This is a genomic window from Pseudomonas azerbaijanorientalis, assembly GCF_019139795.1.
In the GTDB taxonomy this organism is placed as follows: domain Bacteria; phylum Pseudomonadota; class Gammaproteobacteria; order Pseudomonadales; family Pseudomonadaceae; genus Aquipseudomonas; species Aquipseudomonas laurylsulfatiphila.
In genome coordinates, this window is sequence record NZ_CP077078.1 from 2,906,699 (window position 1) to 2,924,874 (window position 18,176).

Annotated in this window: 12 protein-coding genes and 1 pseudogene; 6 read left to right on the forward strand and 7 right to left on the reverse strand. The window is 61.9% G+C overall.

What is annotated here, in order from left to right; translation table 11 throughout:
* Window position 1: 1 nt before the first annotated feature.
* The 3 genes from cobN (at window position 2) to KSS91_RS12920 (ending at window position 5,673) form a co-directional block, all read left to right on the forward strand.
* A complete protein-coding gene (cobN, locus tag KSS91_RS12910; RefSeq protein ID WP_217838209.1) occupies window positions 2–3,850 on the forward strand; it encodes a cobaltochelatase subunit CobN in 3,849 nt (1,282 codons plus the stop codon).
* A 150-nt stretch (window positions 3,851–4,000) separates the two neighbouring features.
* Entirely contained in the window at window positions 4,001–5,008 is a 1,008-nt protein-coding gene (locus tag KSS91_RS12915; protein ID WP_217838210.1) for a magnesium chelatase ATPase subunit I, read from the forward strand.
* Window positions 5,009–5,127: 119 nt separating this feature from the next.
* Complete coding sequence (locus tag KSS91_RS12920) at window positions 5,128–5,673, forward strand: vWA domain-containing protein (protein ID WP_217838211.1); 546 nt, start codon at window positions 5,128–5,130, stop codon at window positions 5,671–5,673.
* A gap of 122 nt (window positions 5,674–5,795) precedes the next feature.
* On the opposite strand, the gene KSS91_RS12925 is transcribed toward KSS91_RS12920, so the two are convergent.
* The gene (locus KSS91_RS12925) at window positions 5,796–7,019 is read right to left on the reverse strand and encodes an NADH:flavin oxidoreductase/NADH oxidase family protein (protein WP_217838212.1); all 1,224 of its coding nucleotides are present in this window, start codon (window positions 7,017–7,019) and stop codon (window positions 5,796–5,798) included.
* A gap of 309 nt (window positions 7,020–7,328) precedes the next feature.
* Window positions 7,329–8,060: a hypothetical protein gene (locus KSS91_RS12930; RefSeq protein ID WP_217838213.1), complete on the reverse strand. Its 732-nt coding sequence runs from the start codon at window positions 8,058–8,060 to the stop codon at window positions 7,329–7,331.
* A gap of 365 nt (window positions 8,061–8,425) precedes the next feature.
* On the opposite strand from KSS91_RS12930, the gene KSS91_RS12935 reads away from it, so the two are divergent.
* From KSS91_RS12935 to KSS91_RS12945, 3 genes and pseudogenes are all read left to right on the forward strand, one after another.
* Complete coding sequence (locus KSS91_RS12935; RefSeq protein WP_015094895.1) at window positions 8,426–8,815, forward strand: RidA family protein; 390 nt, start codon at window positions 8,426–8,428, stop codon at window positions 8,813–8,815.
* A gap of 87 nt (window positions 8,816–8,902) precedes the next feature.
* Window positions 8,903–9,115: pseudogene (locus KSS91_RS12940) on the forward strand (IclR family transcriptional regulator); the annotation flags it as partial.
* Between the two features lie 39 nt (window positions 9,116–9,154).
* Window positions 9,155–10,372 (forward strand): amino acid deaminase, encoded by a 1,218-nt coding sequence (locus tag KSS91_RS12945; protein ID WP_217838214.1) that lies wholly within the window; start codon window positions 9,155–9,157, stop codon window positions 10,370–10,372.
* A gap of 105 nt (window positions 10,373–10,477) precedes the next feature.
* On the opposite strand, the gene KSS91_RS12950 is transcribed toward KSS91_RS12945, so the two are convergent.
* The 5 genes from KSS91_RS12950 to KSS91_RS12970 form a co-directional block, all read right to left on the reverse strand.
* Window positions 10,478–10,753, reverse strand: a complete 276-nt coding sequence (locus KSS91_RS12950) for a peptidylprolyl isomerase (RefSeq protein WP_007898282.1) — start codon at window positions 10,751–10,753, stop codon at window positions 10,478–10,480.
* Window positions 10,754–10,821: 68 nt separating this feature from the next.
* The gene (locus tag KSS91_RS12955) at window positions 10,822–13,359 is read right to left on the reverse strand and encodes a PAS domain-containing hybrid sensor histidine kinase/response regulator (protein ID WP_217838215.1); all 2,538 of its coding nucleotides are present in this window, start codon (window positions 13,357–13,359) and stop codon (window positions 10,822–10,824) included.
* A gap of 191 nt (window positions 13,360–13,550) precedes the next feature.
* Window positions 13,551–15,506: an acetoacetate--CoA ligase gene (locus tag KSS91_RS12960; protein WP_217838216.1), complete on the reverse strand. Its 1,956-nt coding sequence runs from the start codon at window positions 15,504–15,506 to the stop codon at window positions 13,551–13,553.
* Window positions 15,507–15,727: 221 nt separating this feature from the next.
* Complete coding sequence (locus tag KSS91_RS12965; RefSeq protein WP_217838217.1) at window positions 15,728–16,501, reverse strand: 3-hydroxybutyrate dehydrogenase; 774 nt, start codon at window positions 16,499–16,501, stop codon at window positions 15,728–15,730.
* A 7-nt stretch (window positions 16,502–16,508) separates the two neighbouring features.
* Entirely contained in the window at window positions 16,509–17,900 is a 1,392-nt protein-coding gene (locus KSS91_RS12970; RefSeq protein ID WP_217838218.1) for a GntP family permease, read from the reverse strand.
* Window positions 17,901–18,176 lie beyond the last annotated feature (276 nt).

The window sequence follows — 18,176 nt, forward strand, 5'->3', positions numbered from 1 at the left end:
CATGCACCTGCTCAGGACCCAGCCCGGCGGTTTCGTGTCGGATGACAATATCGCCGACCTTGGACAAACCCCCGCCGAGCTGGTGGTCCTGTGCAGCGGCGACTCCAGCCTGGCGCTGCTCGCCGAGGCGGCGCAGCAGTTGCCCGAGGATTACCCGAGCCTGCGCCTGGCCAACCCGATGCAGGTGCAGAACCATGCCTCGGTCGATTTGTACGTCGATGAAGTGCTGCGTCACGCCAGGGTGATCCTGATTTCGCTGCACGGCGGCATCGCCTATTGGCGTTACGGCATCGAGCGCCTGGTCGAGCTGTCCCAGCGCGGCGTGCAGGTGATTCTGGTGCCGGGCGATGACCGCCCGGACCCGGAGCTCAGCGACCTGAGCACCGTCGGCGCCGAGGACCGCGACCGGCTCTGGCAGTTTCTGCGTCAGGGTGGCATGGGCAACGCCCTGGATTTCTTCCGCTGCCTGGCCAACCGCTGGCTGGCGCGCGATTACACCTGGGGTGAGCCGCAAACCCTGCCGCGCACGGCGATCTACCATCCGCGCAAACATTCTGCCGCACTGAGCGACTGGCAAGCCGACTGGCGCGCCGATCAACCGGTGGCGGCGGTGCTGTTTTATCGCTCGCATTTGCAGGCGGCGAACACCGCTTTCATCGATGTTTTCTGCCAACGCTTGCAGGCAGCGGGTTTGAATCCGTTGCCGATTGCGCTGGCCAGTTTGAAGGAGTCCGGCTGCCTGGGCGCGGTCGAGGACTGGCTGGATGAGGCTAGCGTCTCGGTGATCCTGAACACCACCGGCTTCGCCCAGTCCAGCCCCGAAGCGCCACACCTGCGACCGTTCCGTCGCAATATTCCAGTGATCCAGGCGATTTGTGCCCAGGACAACGAACCGGGTTGGCGCGCCAGTGAACAGGGGCTTGGCCCGCGCGATCTGGCGATGCACATTGCCTTGCCGGAGCTGGACGGGCGCATCATCAGCCGCCCGATCAGCTTCAAGGACCTGGCGTGGCGCAGTGAGCGCAGTCAGTCGGATGTGGTCTGCTACCGGCCGCAACCGGAGCGCATGGACTTCGTTGCTGAACTGGCGCGACGTTGGGTTGAACTGGCGCGGGTGCCCAATGCGGAAAAACGCATTGCCTTGATTCTCGCCAATTACCCGACTCGCGACGGGCGCATCGGCAATGGGGTCGGCCTCGACACTCCGGCTGCTGCACTGAATATCCTGCGGGCGCTGCATGCCGAAGGTTATCCGTTGCCGGCGGAGTTACCGGACAGTGGAACCGCGCTGATCCAGCAGTTGCTGGGCGGTGTCAGCAACGATCTCGATACCCTCGACCTGCGTCCGTGCCAGCAAAGCCTGGCAATGGATGATTATCTGATGATGTTCAATGCCCTGCCCGAAGCCAATCGTGCGGCGGTGCTGGAACGTTGGGGCGCGCCGGAAAACGACCCAATGTGCCGCAACGCACGGATGATGATCGCCGGCCTGCGCTTTGACCAAACCTTCGTCGGCATCCAACCGGCGCGGGGTTATCAGGTCGATCCGAGCGCGGTGTATCACGACCCGGACCTGGTGCCGCCCCACGGCTACCTGGCGTTTTACTTCTGGCTGCGCCACACCTATGGTGCCCACGGCGTGATCCACGTCGGCAAGCACGGCAATCTCGAATGGCTGCCGGGCAAGGGCGTGGGGCTGTCGGAAAACTGCTGGCCGGATGCACTGCTCGGGCCGCTGCCGAACATCTATCCGTTCATCGTCAACGACCCGGGCGAGGGCGCCCAGGCCAAGCGGCGCACCCAGGCGGTGATCATCGACCACCTGATGCCACCGCTGACCCGCGCCGAAACCTATGGCCCGCTGCGCAACCTCGAACTGTTGGCCGACGAGTATTACGAAGCGCAGTTGCTCGATCCGCGTCGCGCACGGGAGTTGCAGCGCGACATCCTGCAACTGGTGCGTGACTCGCACATCGACCGCGAACTGCAGCTGGACGAGCAACTCGACAGCGATACCGACGCAGCGATCTGGTTGCCGCGACTCGACACTTACCTGTGCGACTTGAAAGAGTCGCAGATCCGCGACGGCCTGCACGTGTTCGGCGAATCACCCACCGGTCGCTTGCGTATCGACACCTTGCTGGCGTTGTTGCGCATTCCACGGGGCGATGGACGCGGTGCGCAATCGAGTCTGCTGCGGGCGCTGGCCAAGGCGTTTGCGTTGGGGTTTGACCCACTGGATTGTGCGCTGGCCGAGCCATGGACCGGGCCGCGTCCCGAGTCTCTTTTGCTTATCAGTGACGAGATTTGGCGCACGGCGGGCGATACCCGCGAGCGCCTGGAACTGTATGCAGCGCAGTTGATTTCGGGCGTGTTGAATGACCCCTGTGGGAGCGAGCCTGCTCGCGAAGCGATTGACCATTCAACATTGATGTCGATTGGCCCACCGCTTTCGCGAGCAAGCCCGCTCCCACAGGAGGCAGGTTGGGCTGAAGTGAGTGCCATAATCGACAGCCTTCGCGATGTAGTTGCCCCGCGCCTGGACGCCTGCGGCCCAGCGGAAATGCGCGGTCTGCTCGATGCCCTCAGCGGTCGCTTCGTCCCGGCCGGCCCCAGCGGTGCGCCGAGTCGCGGTCGTCTGGACGTGCTGCCCACCGGGCGTAACTTTTACTCGGTGGACGTGCGTAATTTGCCGACCACCACGGCGTGGCGCATCGGTTTCCAGTCGGCCAGCCTGATTCTGGAGCGGCACCTGCAGGACCACGGCGATCATCTGCGCCAGCTCGGCCTGTCGGTGTGGGGCACCGCGACCATGCGCACTGGCGGCGATGACATCGCCCAGGCGATGGCGTTGATGGGTGTGCGTCCGGTCTGGGCCACCGGCAGTCAGCGGGTCGACGATTTCGAGATACTGCCGTTGAGTTTGCTCGACCGTCCTCGGGTCGACGTGACCTTGCGCGTGTCCGGTTTCTTCCGCGATGCCTTTGCCAATCTGATCCGCCTGTTTGACGCGGCGGTGCAAGCGGTGGCCGACCTGGATGAGCCGGACGACCTCAATCCGTTGGCGGCCAAGGTGCGTGCCGAGCGTGCAGCCTTGTTGCAGACCGGACTGGATGAAGACGCTGCGCGACGGCAGGCCGGCTGGCGGATTTTCGGGGCCAAGCCCGGGGCCTACGGCGCCGGCGTGCAGGGCGCCATTGACGGTCGTCTGTGGCAAACCCGCGAGGACCTGGCCGAGGTTTACCTCAACTGGGGCGGCTACGCTTACGGCGGTTCCGACGAAGGCACCGCCGCCCGTGAACAGTTCAGCCAGCGCCTGAGCCAGGTACAGGCGGTGCTGCAAAACCAGGACAACCGCGAGCACGATTTGCTCGACTCCAATGATTACTACCAGTTCCAGGGCGGTATGCTCGCGGCGGTGGAAAGCCTCAAAGGCGAGGCGGCGGCCAGTTATCATGGCGATCACAGTCAGCCGGACCTGCCGAAGATTCGCACCTTGAAGGAAGAGCTGAACCGGGTCATCCGCTCCCGGGCGGCCAATCCGAAGTGGCTCGAAGGGGTAAAGCGCCACGGCTACAAAGGGGCGTTCGAAATGGCCGCGACCGTCGATAATCTGTTCGCCTTCGATGCCACCACGCAGTTGATCGACGATCACCAGTACGCGTTGCTGGCCGACGCCTATTTGCTCGACCCTGAAACCCGGGATTTTGTCCGTGAACACAATCCCCATGCCTTGCTCGACATGACTGAACGCATGCTCGAGGCGCAACAACGCGGGATGTGGAAGGAGCCGGGCGCCTACCGCGAGGCATTGGAGAATCTGTTGCTGGATATAGAAGAAGACAGCTAATCACCGCAAAACCTGTGGGAGCGGGCTTGCTAGCGAAGAGGTCGTGTCAGTCGCCGTATAGGTTGGATGAGACACTGCTTTCGCGAGCAAGCCCGCTCCCACAAGGATTGAGGCGCCTGTGAGATCACCGACCATGACCGAGATAAAACAATGACCGACACCCCGCATTTCCCGCTCTCCGCCGTGGTCGGCGCCGACGATTTGAAATTGGCCCTGTACCTGACCGCCATCGACCCGAAAATCGGCGGAGTCCTGATCGAAGGTCCGCGCGGCATGGCCAAGTCGACCCTGGCCCGTGGTCTGGCGGACCTGCTGGCCAGCGGTCAGTTTGTCACACTGCCGCTGGGCGCCACCGAAGAGCGCCTGGTCGGCACCCTCGATCTCGACGCGGCGCTGGGCGAAGGTCGGGCTCAGTTTTCCCCCGGCGTACTGGCCAAGGCAGACGGTGGCGTGCTCTACGTCGACGAGGTCAATCTGTTGCCTGATCACCTCGTTGACCTGCTGCTCGATGTGGCCGCCAGCGGCACCAATCTGGTTGAGCGTGACGGCATTTCCCATCGGCACTCGGCGAAGTTCGTGCTGATTGGCACCATGAATCCCGAAGAGGGTGAGCTGCGTCCGCAACTGCTCGACCGTTTCGGCCTGAATGTCGCCCTTGGTGGTCACACAGCGCCGGCCGAACGAGGCCAGATCATCCGTCGTCGCCTGGATTTCGACAGCGATCCGCAAGGTTTCTGCGCCGAATGGGAATCGGCGCAGGCGTCACTGCGCGAACGTTGCCAGCACGCACGCAACGCCCTGGCGAGTATTCCTCTCGACGACCAGGCGCTGGACCGGATTACCGAGCGCTGCTTTGCCGCTGGCGTCGATGGTTTGCGCGCTGACCTGGTCTGGCTGCGTGCCGCCCGGGCTCACGCTGCCTGGCGCGGGGCGAACGCTATCGCCGAGGAAGATATCGACGCCGTTGCCGAGTTCGCCTTGCGCCATCGCCGTCGCGAGCATTCGGCTGCGGCGCCTCAGCCATCCCACGCAACGCAACCCTGCGCACCGCAAAACGCCAATCCGTGCGATGGGCAGGGCCAGTGGGGCGAATTGCCTGCCCAGGCGCTGGCGACCGGCGCACGACGTGAAGTGCCGAGCTGGCCAAAAAAGCCCTAGGCATTCGCCCTCGCTGCGACGCGGGGGCGAATGCCAGACCCCGAGCCGGGCGACTGGACCATGGCAAACAGGGCAAGCGTCACGCAGCCCGCAGTGGCTCGGTCAACTGGCCCGGCACCTTGCTCAATGGCCGGCCGCGTCAGCGCGACGACCTGATGTTTCAACTGCGCACGCGTTCGCCCCATGAACTGTGGCTGGTGATAGTCGATGCCTCCGCATCGACCCGCCGTCATCAGGCATTGAGTGATGCCAAGGGCTTGCTGGCGCAGTTGTTCGACGATGCCTATCGCCAGCGCGCACGCCTGGCCTTGCTCACGGCCAGCGGTGCCGCACCAAGGTGGCAAGTGCAGGGATTGAAGGCCTCAACGGGGTTGCGCCTTTGGCTCGATGGCCTTGGCGCCGGTGGCGGCACGCCGCTGCTGGCGGCATTGAGCGAAGCAGGGCAGTGGCTTGCCGCACGGCAGAAACGTTTTCCGGCAGAGCAGCAGCGGTTGCTGCTGGTGACCGATGGCAGGCTGAAGGACTGGTCGCTGTTGCCGACGCTTGCGTGTCCGGGGCTGTTGATCGACATCGAGCGCGGACCGATTCGGCTTGGGCGTAGCCGGGTGCTGGCGGCGCAGTTGCAGGCTGAGTATCGGCATATTGACGAGTTGCTGCCTGGTTGAATTCTCCTTTGCCCAGGCTGGCCTCTTCGCGAGCAAGCCCGCTCCCACAGGGTGGAACGCATTCCAAATGTGGGAGCGGGCTTGCTCGCGAAGGCGGTGGATCAGCCAACATCAATTCTGGATTACTTACCCATCGCCTGACGGTACTGCCGGGTACGCTTGCCAATGTACAACCGGTCGACAATCAACGCCCATAGTGCCGAAACCTCGGGTCGGGTTTTGCGCCCACGGCTCAAGCGATGCAGCTGGAACTTCACCACCGCCATGCTCGCCAGCGCCGCCAGGGGTTTGCGCTTCCAGCGGATCGGCGGTAGTTGTGGGTGGCTGTTCTTGCCTTCGCGCCAATGCTTGACCAGGTGCGGCTCCACGGCCAGGGCGGTGCCGATGCCGGCCATGGCGATGCCGCTGTCGAGGACCTGTTCGACGATTGCCAGACGCCGGATCCCGCCTGTCACCATCACCGGCATGCGCGCCACGCTGGCCAGTTCGCCGGCCATTTCCAGAAAGTACGCCTCCCGGGCCAGGGTCCGGCCGTCGCGCGCTTCGCCTTGCATGGCCGGTGCTTCGTAGCTGCCGCCGGAGAGTTCCAGCAGGTCGATCGGTTGCTCGTTGAGCCACTGGATCACTTGCCGTGCATCATCGGCATCGAAGCCACCGCGCTGGAAATCCGCTGAGTTGAGCTTTACCGACACGCAAAATTGCGGCGATACCACCTGGCGAACCGCCTCGACGACGGACAACAGCAGGCGCGCGCGATTCTCCAGCGAACCACCCCAGCGATCAGTGCGTCGATTGGTCAGCGGCGACAGGAACTGGCTGAGCAGATAGCCATGGGCGGCGTGGATCTGCACACCGGTAAAACCGGCTTTCTCCGCCAGTGCGGCGCTGGTGGCGAAACGTCGGATCACCTCCTGGATGTCGTCCTCGCCCATGGGCTTGGGTTCGGCGAACATCTTCGAGAACTGGCCGAGATCCAGCGCAACCGCCGACGGCGCCAGTGCTTGCTGGCCGAGGTTGGCCATGGTCTGGCGGCCAGGGTGATTGAGTTGCATCCAGAAGTGCGCACCACCGGCCCGGCCGACACTGGCCCACTGGCGGAAGCGTTCCAGATGCCGCTCGTCCTCCAGTGCGACACCGCCAGGGCCGGTCATGGCGCGGCGGTCGATCATCACATTGCCGGTCAGCAGCAAACCGGCTTCACCTTCGGCCCAGGCTTGATACAGGCGAAGCAGTGCCTGATCGGGTACTTGATCGGTGTTGGCGAGGTTCTCTTCCATCGCGGCTTTGGCAATGCGATTGCCGATGGTCTGGCCGTTGGGCAAATTCAAGATTCGGAAGGGTGACATGCTTGACTCCTCATACTGATGAGCAGAGGCTAAGCTTAAAGTTAACTTTAATGTCAAGCGGGAAAATGAGGCCGCAATGGAAATTGGTGAATTGGCGCAGTTGAGTAGATCAATAGGCAATAGGTGTGTAGCCGATCAAACTCATGCTGGAAAACTCGGCTTTAACCTCAGCCGGCGCCGATTTTTTTCAACACTTCGTCTTCAATGATTTTGTACATCACCGACCTTGCTCCACGGCTGAATTGACTCGATATTTTCCAGAGTTGCCCCAGCTATCCAGATGTCTTTTGTCTTGGAAACCTCGATTTTTCATTCTTGTTTTTTATTGGCAAGAACTGTTTGCGACACGAGGTAGGCAAACGACTCGTTGTTTTTGTTCTCCGCATAAACACTAGGTTCATCTCCAGGCTGTAACGGAGCGACGGACATTTGATATGCAATGGTTCTGTCCGGCTTCCAGTTAATAAAACTCAACCCCATAAAATTCGGGACAAGCGTTGCGCCCCCAAAGACGTCTCCGGGGGGAAGCAAGAATATTGTGGTGATGGACGTTTTTATCGGGAAGAAAATCGCGCCAGGGTAAGTACCGCACAGTGGAAACCCGGGGGTGCCTTGCCTGCACTTCGCCGGGGGTTCTTGCCCAACGACCAGTTTGGTGGGAGGCGAACTGACATCGTTAACAAAAACCGAGATTGAAATCCCCTTGCCAGGCAGGCTCTGCAGGTTTAGCGGGGTCATCGTGAAGTCACCGTTGGCGAGGGTGGTGACCTGTTTAAGGATGGTTCCATCGCTGGTTAATGCAGTCACCATGAACGGCCCCGTTGTTCCGGTACCAACGATAGTTCCCGTAATCGATGTGGCGCTTTTTGACAGCGGTGTCGTGACGCAAACTTCCGGACCGTTTTGGCCGATAAATTTTCCGTTGACCAGATATTTGCATTCTTCGTTTACAGAGGTCACAGACGTGTCCTGTTGAACGTTACAGCCTGCTAATCCAACTCCCAGTACGGCACAGAAAACTAATCCTTTTGGCGTCTTCATTTCACATTCCCTTTAATTGGGGGGTATGAGTCAGATGAGACTCCAGTATTTCTACATGTCTTGCGCGGGTCTACTGTCAGAGTTGACAGTGGTGACAGCCGGCCTGGACGCAGATGGACCTGTGGCATGTCGTGGTCATGTGCACACTGATTGAGCGTTATCACTTCACCCTGTAGCTATCGCTAGCACTTGTTTGACGGGAAGATGGCTTTGCCATGACTCAGACTCAAAACCATGCACAAAATCATGCTCAAAACGGCCAGCCCCCCAAGGACCTGTTCGAACGCCCGCAATCGCCACGACTGGCGGAATTTCTCAAAAGCACCCGTTTTTGATCCTTCAATTTTCAATCAGGAGAAACACTCATGAGCATTACTCGTTACGGCACCGGCAGTACCGCCGCTGGCGGTCAGCCTCGTCCTTTCGCTCGCGCCGTTGAAGCCGATGGCTGGCTGCACGTTTCCGGGCAGGTGCCGGCGGTGGACGGCGAGATTATTACGGGCGGCATTGTCGAACAGACCCACCAGACCATGAAGAACCTGATCGCGATTCTCGAAGAGGCCGGTTATGCCCTGGAAGATGTGGTGCGTGCTGGCGTGTGGCTGGAGGATCCGCGGGATTTCACCAGCTTCAACAAGGTCTTCGCCGAGTACTTCAAACCCGAGCACGCCCCGGCGCGGGCTTGTGTGCAGGCGAGCATGATGGTCGACTGCAAGGTCGAGATCGACTGCATTGCGTACAAGAAAAAGGCTTGAACCGAGGTGCCCTCTTCGCGAGCAGGCTCGCTCCCACAGGGGAACGCATTCCAAATGTGGGAGCGGGCTCGCTCGCGAAGGCGGCCCCGTCAGGCCGGTATCGAGGGGTTCTTTTCCTTCGATAGCGTCGACGACACCTTTACCCATTACTGCGCCGCGCCGGTCAAAAACCCCGACGGCGTGGCCATCGCGACCCTGTGCATCGTCGCCCCACGGGCCGATGCGAAGAAAAACTACAACGACTACCGCCGGGTGCTGATCGCAAGCGCCAATAGCCTGGCCCGTCGCATCAACGAGTAACAGCGGCTGTCTGCAGCCGCGTGAACGAGGAGTTCGACCATGTCTTCTGCCCCCCATACTGCCAACGTGGATAAAGGTGCGGCGCCCATCGGTGCCAGCCTGGTGCGTGATGTCAGCCTGCCTGCGCTGGTACTGCATCGCGAGGCGCTGGAACACAACATCCGCTGGATGCAGGCGTTCGTCAGCGACAGCGGAGCGGAACTCGCGCCCCATGGCAAGACCAGCATGACCCCGGCGCTGTTCCGTCGCCAACTGGACGCCGGTGCCTGGGGCATCACCCTGGCCAGCGCCACGCAAACCCGCGCTGCCTACGCCCATGGCGTGCGCCGTGTCCTGATGGCCAACCAGTTGGTCGGCACGCCGAACATGGCACTGATCGCCGACCTGCTGGCCGACCCGACGTTCGACTTCTATTGCATGGTCGATCACCCGGACAACGTCGCCGACCTCGGTGCCTACTTCGCCTCCCGTGGCGTGCGCCTGAACGTGATGATCGAATACGGCGTGGTCGGCGGGCGTTGCGGTTGCCGCAGCGAACAGCAAGTGCTCGACCTGGCCAAGTCCATCGCCGCGCAACCGGCCCTGGCCCTGACCGGGATCGAAGGCTATGAGGGGGTGATCCATGGCGATCACGCCGTGACCGGCATTCGTGATTTCGCCGCGTCGCTGGTGCGCCTGGCCGTGCAGTTGCAGGGCAGCGGCGCCTTCGCCATTGCCAAGCCGATCATCACCGCGTCGGGGTCGGCCTGGTATGACCTGATTGCCGAGTCCTTCGAAGCACAGAACGCCGCTGGACGCTTCCTCAGCGTGCTGCGTCCCGGCAGTTACGTGGCTCACGACCATGGTATCTACAAGCAAGCGCAGTGCTGCGTGCTCGACCGTCGCAGCGACCTGCACGAAGGCCTGCGCCCGGCACTGGAAGTGTGGGCGCACGTGCAGTCGTTGCCGGAGCCAGGGTTTGCGGTGATTGCCCTGGGCAAACGCGACGTCGCCTACGACGCCGGTTTGCCGGTGCCGTTGCGGCGCTACAAGGCGGGCGTGGTGCCGGCCAGCGGCGATGATGTGAGTGCCTGCAAAGTCACCACGGTCATGGACCAGCATGCGTTCATGACCGTGGCGCCGGGGGTTGATCTGCGGGTGGGCGACATCATTTCGTTCGGCACTTCGCACCCGTGCCTGACGTTCGACAAGTGGCGTGTTGGCTGTCTTGTCGATGAGCAGTTGAACGTCATCGAGACCATGGAAACCTGTTTCTAAGATTGAAACCGCGGCGCGGCTTTCGCGAGCAAGTCCGCTCCCACAGTTGACCGCGTTTCATTGTGGAGCGGGCTTGCTCGCGAAAGGGCCCCCAAGCCAACGGCATCAATCCCGGTAAAACACCTGCACCAGGTGATACCCGAACTTGCTCTTGATCGGCCCATGCACCACCCGCAGCGGTTTTTTGAAGATCACCGCATCGATCACGCCAACCATCTGCCCCGGCCGCACTTCGCCGAGGTCGCCGCCGCGCTTGCCCGACGGGCAGGTCGAATACTTCTTGGCCAGCACATCGAACGCTTCACCCTTGGCGATGCGTTGTTTGAGCTGCTCGGCTTCTTCCGAGGTTTTCACCAGGATATGGCGGGCTTGAGCTTTCATGGGGCGGTTACCTTGCAACGATGCTGGTTATGTGGGTGGCAGCGGGGGGCGCGCGATTATGCCTCAACTCAGTCCGGTTGACCGATCATCGTGCGAATCTTGTTGGCCAGCAGGTCGATGGAAAACGGTTTGGTCACCATGTCCATGCCTTCTTCAAGGAAACCCTGGCGCTCGGCAGCGATCTGCGCGTAACCGGTCATGAACAACACTTTCAGTCCGGGACGATGCTGGCGGGCGATTTCTGCCAGTTGTCGGCCGTTCATGCCCGGCAACCCCACGTCGGTCACCAGCAGGTCCACCCGCAGGTCCGACTCCAGCACCGGCAGCGCGTCTTTGGCATCTTCGGCTTCGTGGGCGCGATAACCGAGTTCCTTGAGCAAGTCCAGCACCAACATGCGCACCGCCGCATCATCCTCGACCAGCATCACCGTTTCGCCGGCAATCGCAGCTGGCGCCTCGCCGACCACGGGTGACAGGACTTTTTCCGGTTCGGTCGAATGCAGGCGCGGCAGGTACAAACGCACGCTGGTGCCTCGTCCGGGCAGGCTGAACAGGCTGACGTGGCCCCCCGATTGCTGGGCAAAACCGTAGATCATCGACAAGCCCAGACCGGTGCCCTGGCCGATGGGCTTGGTGGTGAAGAAGGGGTCGAATGCCTTGGCCAGCACCGAGGGCGTCATGCCGGTGCCGTTGTCGCTGACGGCAATCATCACGTAGTCGCCGGCCTTGACCGGTTCCAGGGTCGTGATGTCACTGCCGTCGAGGTACACGTTGGCCGTTTCGATCTGCAACTCGCCGCCGCCTGGCATGGCGTCCCTGGCGTTGATCACAAGGTTGAGCAGGGCGTTTTCCAACTGACTGACATCGGTGTTGACCCGCCAGGTGTGCTCGGCCAGTTGCAGCTTGAGTTCAATGTGGTCGCCCTTGGTACGACTGAGCAGGTCCTCAAGCGAGCGAATCAGGTCGTTGGGGTTCAGCGGCGTGCGATTGAGCGACTGACGCCGGGAGAACGCCAGCAACCGATGGGTGAGGGCGGCGGCACGGTTGGCCGAGGACACTGCCGCCTCGGTGAACCGGCCGATCTCGCTGGCGCGGCCTTCGGCGATGTAGCGCTGCATCAGGTCGAGGCTGCCAATGATGCCGGTGAGCATGTTGTTGAAGTCATGGGCGATACCGCCGGTCAGCTGGCCGACGGCTTCCATTTTCTGGGCATGACGCAAGGCGTCTTCGGCGCGCTCACGCTCGAACATCTCGTTTTGCAGACGCTCGTTGGCCTCGGCCAGTTGTCGGGTGCGGGCGGCCACCCGTTCCTCAAGGGTTTCGTTCAGGTTGCGCAAGGCTTCTTCGGTCATTTTGCGTTCGGTTTCGTCGATCACGAAGATGTAGAAGCCGTTGACTGCACCATCTGCACCGTGGCGCGGCAGGTAATTCATCAAGGCCTGGCGCATGCTGCCGTCGCGGTGCGGCGTGCTGATGCTGAAACAGCAGGGCCGGCCGGACAGCGCCTCGGTGATGTACGGGGCGCGTAGCGCGTAGGCTTCTTCGCCGAGTACTTCAAGAATGGTTCGCCCATACAGCTCTTGCGGCGTCAGCCCGTACCAGTCGAGGTATGCCGCGTTGTTGAGGCGAAAGCGTTCTTCGCGGTCGACGTAGCTGATCAGGATCGGCATGGCGTTGATGATCAGTTGCAGCTCGGTCTGGCTCTGGCGCAGGGCTTGCTCGGTGTGTTTGCGCTCGGTCAGGTCCAGGGCGGCGCCGAGGAATCGGATCGGCCGGCCGTGATGGTCCTTGTAGCAGCGACCGCGGGCAAACACCCAGCGCATCTGGCCGTCGGTTTGCAACAGGCGATATTCCTCGGCGTATTCGCTGCCGTGGGTGATGCAGTGCTTGATGCTGCGGGCGATCAGGGCGCGGTCCTGCGGGTGTACGCCATGCAGGTATTCGCTGATCGGCAACTGGTTGGCCATGGCCGGGTCGACGCCGTGGAGCTGGGCGAAATGCACATCGGCGATGAAACGGTCCTCGCTGATGTCCCAGTCCCAGGTGCCAACCGCATCGGTGGCGGCGAGGGCCAGTTGCAGGCGCTCCTCGGTTTCACGCTGGGCCTTGAGGCTGGCCGCCGAGCGTTGTTCGAGTTCGAGGGCGATGCGCCGGCGTTCGTTGGTTTCGATGGCGGTGACCAGGATCCCCGCCACCTCGGCACCTTCGTCGCGGATCGGGCTGTAGGTCAGGTCGAGCCAGAAGTCGGACTCCTGGCCCTCACGTTGCAGAGTAAAGCGCTGCTCGCTGTAGGTTCGTACCTGACCTTGCAGGACGGCGCTGTAGATCGGGTCGGTAAAGTCTTTCAGCTCTGGCCAGATCAGGTGTGTCGGTTGTCCGAAAGCCTGCGGATGCTTGCTTCCTGCGAGCAGGGCGAAGCCGTCGTTGTAGATCTGTGTCAGTTGCGGGCCCCATAGCAGCAGCATCGGCATCGGTGAGTGAATGACGATGTCCACGGCGGTTCGCAGGCTCTGTGGCCAGGTGCTGGCGGCGCCCAGCGGGCTGCTTGCCCAGTCGATCCGGGCGATCAGGGCCTGGGCATCGCTGGCGGTGGGTATTGCGTTCATCCGGGATTCCTGCGCCTGAGTCGCTTTAGCTGGCGTCTATTCTTGCACAGGTGGCAGGCGCCGACTGATTCAGAGGCCTGAGCGGTAAAAGTGGGAGCGAGCCTGCTCGCGAAGAGGGCGGTACATTCAAAGTCAATGTCGCCTGACTCTACGCCATCGCGAGCAGGCTCGCTCCCACAGGTAATCCCATTTCAATTCATGAGTTCGGGCCGGTCTCGAAATTGCTCCAGCGCTTCGGGATTTGCCAGGGCATCGGTGTTTTTCACCTTCTGTCCATGCACCACATTGCGCACCGCCAGTTCAACCACCTTGCCGCTGATGGTCCGGGGAATGTCGGTGACCGCGACAATCTTCGCCGGCACATGACGCGGCGTGGTGTTGGCGCGAATCGTCTGGCGGATCTGTTGTTGCAGCGCCTCGTCCAGCTCAAGCCCGTCGCGCAAGCGTACGAACAGCACCACCCGCACGTCATCCTGCCATTGCTGACCGATGGCCACGCTGTCGAGCACCTGCGGGATCTTTTCCACCTGGCGATAGATTTCCGCCGTGCCGATGCGCACACCGCCGGGGTTGAGCACGGCATCCGAGCGGCCGTGAATCATCATCCCGCCATGCGGCAGTTGTTCGGCGTAGTCACCCTGGGCCCAGACGCCGGGGAACAGGCTGAAATAGGACTGGCGCAGTTTCTCGCCATCGGCATCGTTCCACAGGCCAACGGGCATCGCCGGGAAATGCCGGGTGCAGACCAGTTCGCCTTTTTCGCCGATCACCGGCTGACCGGCGTCGTTCCATACCTCGACGGCCATGCCCAGGCTCTTGCCCATGATTTCGCCGCGCCGCACCGGCGACACAGGGTTGCCGTTGACGAAGCAAGAGATGATGTCGGTGCCGCCGGACATCGAGGCCAGGCACACGTCAGCCTTGAAGTCGCGATAAACAAAGTCGTAACTCTGCGGCGACAGCGCCGAGCCGGTGCACAGCAACGTCCTGAGGCTACCCAGGTCATGACTGTCACGGGGCTTGATGCCGCTGCTTTCCAGGGTGGCGAGGTATTTCGGGCTGGTGCCGAAGACGCTGATCCCTTCGTCGTCGATCAGGTCGATCAGGCGTTGCGGGTCAGGGTGGAACGGCGAGCCGTCGTACAGCACCACCGCGCTGCCTACCGCGAGGGCCGAGACCAGCCAGTTCCACATCATCCAGCCGCACGTGGTGTAGTAGAACAGGCGCTCGCCGGGGCCAAGATCGCAGTGCAGGCCGTGTTCCTTGACGTGTTGCAGAAGTACGCCGCCGGTGCTGTGGATGATGCATTTGGGCACGCCGGTGGTGCCGCTGGAGTAGAGGATGTACAGCGGATGGGCGAAGGGCACCGGGACGAAATCCGGCTCGCCGCCGGGTGCGTAGAAATCGTCCCACAGCGTCACGTTGGCCGGGCTGTGGAAGTGTTCGATGTGCGCCTGTGGGCGAGCGTAAGGCACGACGATCAGCTGTTGCAGTGACGGCAGGCGCTGGAGGATCTCGTTGATCTTGGCGGTCTGGTCGATCTCTTTGCCGGCATAGCGGTAGCCGGCGCAGGTCACCAGCACTTTCGGTTCGATCTGGCCGAAACGGTCAACCACCCCTTGGGTGCCGAAGTCCGGTGAAGAACAGGACCAGACAGCGCCAAGGCTGGTGGTGGCGAGCATGGCCACCAGGGTTTGCCAGGTGTTGGGCATGCACGCGGCGACCCGGTCACCCACACCGACGCCGGCGGCGATCAAGCCGTTTTGAAAGCCGGCGACATGCTCTGCCAGCTCGGCCCAGGTCAAGTGTTCACGCTGACCGTTTTCGCCAACGGCTACCACGGCGATAGCATCATCGCGGCGCTGTAACAGATGTTCGGCAAAGTTCAGTGTGGCGCCCGGAAACCACTGGGCGCTGGGCATCTGCGGGCCTTCGAGCAGCACGGCGTCGGGCTGTTCGTGGAAGCGGATGTCGAAGAAATCGACGATGGCCTGCCAGAAATCCGGGCGTTGCTCGATGGACCATTGGTGCAGGGCAGGGTAGTCGTCGATCTTGAGGTGATACCGCTGATTGATGAAGCGCCGGAAGGCCTCAATGCGGGTCTTGCCGATGCGTTTGACGTCGGGTTGCCAGAGGATGTCGGACATGGTTTGCCTCTTCTTGTTTATGCCTTCATACAAGCTGATGTGGAGCAGGCTTTTGTGAAAGGGGAGCCTGTGTTGCAGGGGAGCTTGTGTGGCGAGGGGGCTTGCCCCCGTTCGGCTGCGAAGCAGTCGTAAAATCAGACAACCTTAATCGTCTGTGAGTTTATAGGGCGGCTTCGCCACCCAGCGGGGGCAAGCCCCCTCGCCACAGGGTTAGCGGCTGATCACTGCGCCAACCACCCACCATCCACATTCCACGCCGCGCCACGCACCTGGCTGCCGGCGTCGCTGCACAAAAACAGCACCAGTTCACCCAGTTGCGGCGGTGTCACGAACTCCAGCGATGGCTGCTTTTCAGCGAGCAAGTCATGCTGTGCCTGCTGTGGGTCGACCCCGCTGGCGGCACGATCGTCGATCTGTTTCTGCACCAGCGGCGTCAGTACCCAGCCTGGGCAGATTGCGTTGCAGGTGACCTGGGTGGTCGCGGTTTCCAGCGCGACCACCTTGGTCAAGCCGATCACCCCGTGCTTGGCGGCGACATAGGCGGACTTGCCCACCGAACCGACCAGGCCATGCACCGAGGCAATGTTGATCACCCGGCCCCAGCCCTTGGCGCGCATGCCAGGCAGGCTCAAGCGGGTGCTGTGGAATACCGACGACAGGTTGATCGCGATGATCGAATCCCAGCGCTCCACCGGAAATTCATCCACCGCTGCCACGTGTTGAATGCCGGCATTGTTGACCAGGATATCGACGCCGCCGAACTCACGCTCGGCGTAGGCGATCATGTCGGCAATCTGTTCCGGATCGCTGACATCGGCCGGGTGATGGCCGACCTTGCCGCCGAACTGTTGCACTTCGGCGATCACTTGGGAGGCATCGCCGAAGCCGTTGAGGATCAGGTTGGCCCCGGCCTTGGCCAGGCTGAGGGCGATCCCCAGGCCGATGCCGCTGGTGGAGCCGGTGACCAGTGCGGTCTTACCCGAAAGAGTCGTCATGAATACCTCACACAATGCCAGTAGCGTAGAAGGTGCCGATCACCACGAAAACCGCCAGGGTCTTGATCAGCGTAATACAGAAAATGTCTTTGTAAGCCTCGCGGTGGGTCAGCCCGGTGACTGCCAGCAGGGTAATCACAGCGCCGTTGTGCGGCAGGGTGTCCATGCCGCCGCTGGCCATCGCGGCGACCCGGTGCAGCACTTCCAGCGGAATGTTCGCCGCATGGGCGGCGCTGATGAACTGCTCGGACATGGCCGCCAGCGCAATGCTCATGCCACCCGAGGCGGAACCGGTGATGCCGGCCAGCAGGGTCACGGTAATCGCTTCGTTGACCAGTGGGTCGGGAATGTTCTTGAGCCAGTCGGCCAACACCAGAAAGCCCGGCAGGGACGCGATCACCGCGCCGAAACCGTATTCGGAGGCGGTGTTCATCGCCGCCAGCAACGCGCCGCTGACTGCGCTTTTACTGCCTTCGGCGAGTTTGCGGCTGATCGCCTTGTAGCCAAACACCAGCACCATGAGGATGCCGACCAGCAAGGCTGCCTGTACCGCCCAGATCGCCGTGAGCTTGGCGATGTCCGTGGTCACTGGCGCGGCCATGCCTGGCAGCGCGAGGCTGTGGGTCTTGCCGTACGCCTGCGGAATCCAATGGGTGAACAGCAGGTTCATGATGCCTACCGCCAACAGTGGCGACAGCGCGAGCCACGGATTGGGCAGCTTGAGGTCGGGGGCGGTTTCCGGCTCGTTGCGCAGGTCGGATCCATAACCTTCACCGGCGCGCTGTGCCTTGTTGCGTTGGCGCTGGAGAAACAGCATGCCGGCACAGAACACGAAGATCGTGCCGATCACGCCCAGCCACGGCGCCGCCCACGCAGTGGTGTTGAAGAAGGTGCTGGGGATGATGTTCTGGATTTGTGGCGTGCCGGGCAGGGCGTCCATGGTGAACGAGAACGCGCCCAGGGCAATGGTCGCCGGGATCAGGCGCTTGGGGATGTTGCTCTGGCGGAACATTTCAGCGGCAAACGGGTAGACCGCGAACACCACCACAAACAGTGACACGCCGCCATAGGTGAGCAAGGCGCAGACCAGCACGATCACCAGCATCGCCTGGCGGGTGCCGAGCAGGCGAATCGCCGCGGCGACGATCGAGCGTGAGAAGCCGGACAGTTCGATCAGCTTGCCGAACACTGCGCCGAGCAGGAACACCGGGAAATACAACTTGATGAAACCGACCATTTTTTCCATGAACACCCCGGTGAAAGCGGGGGCGACGGCAGAGGGGTCGGTGAGCAGGACGGCGCCGAGGGCGGCAATCGGGGCAAAAAGGATAACGCTATAGCCACGGTAGGCAGCCAGCATCAGCAGCGCGAGGGCTGCCAAGGCAATGATCACACTCATGGTGTGTCTCCTGGGTTGTTATTTTTGTAGGGTGGAACTGGGTAGCAGAGGTGTATAGCGGGTTTTGTGCCAAGTACTTAACTTGTTGAAATATAAAGATATATTCTGATGGTGGTGAGCTGATTCGGGATTGTTGTCTCTTGTTTGAGACTTGTACTGGGAGTGCCGGCCTCTTCGCGGGCAAGCCCGCTCCCACAGTTGATCGAATTGATCAGGGGAATGCCTTCTCCTGTGGGAGCGGGCTTGCTCGCGAAGGTCTGTCCAATAACGGAGATA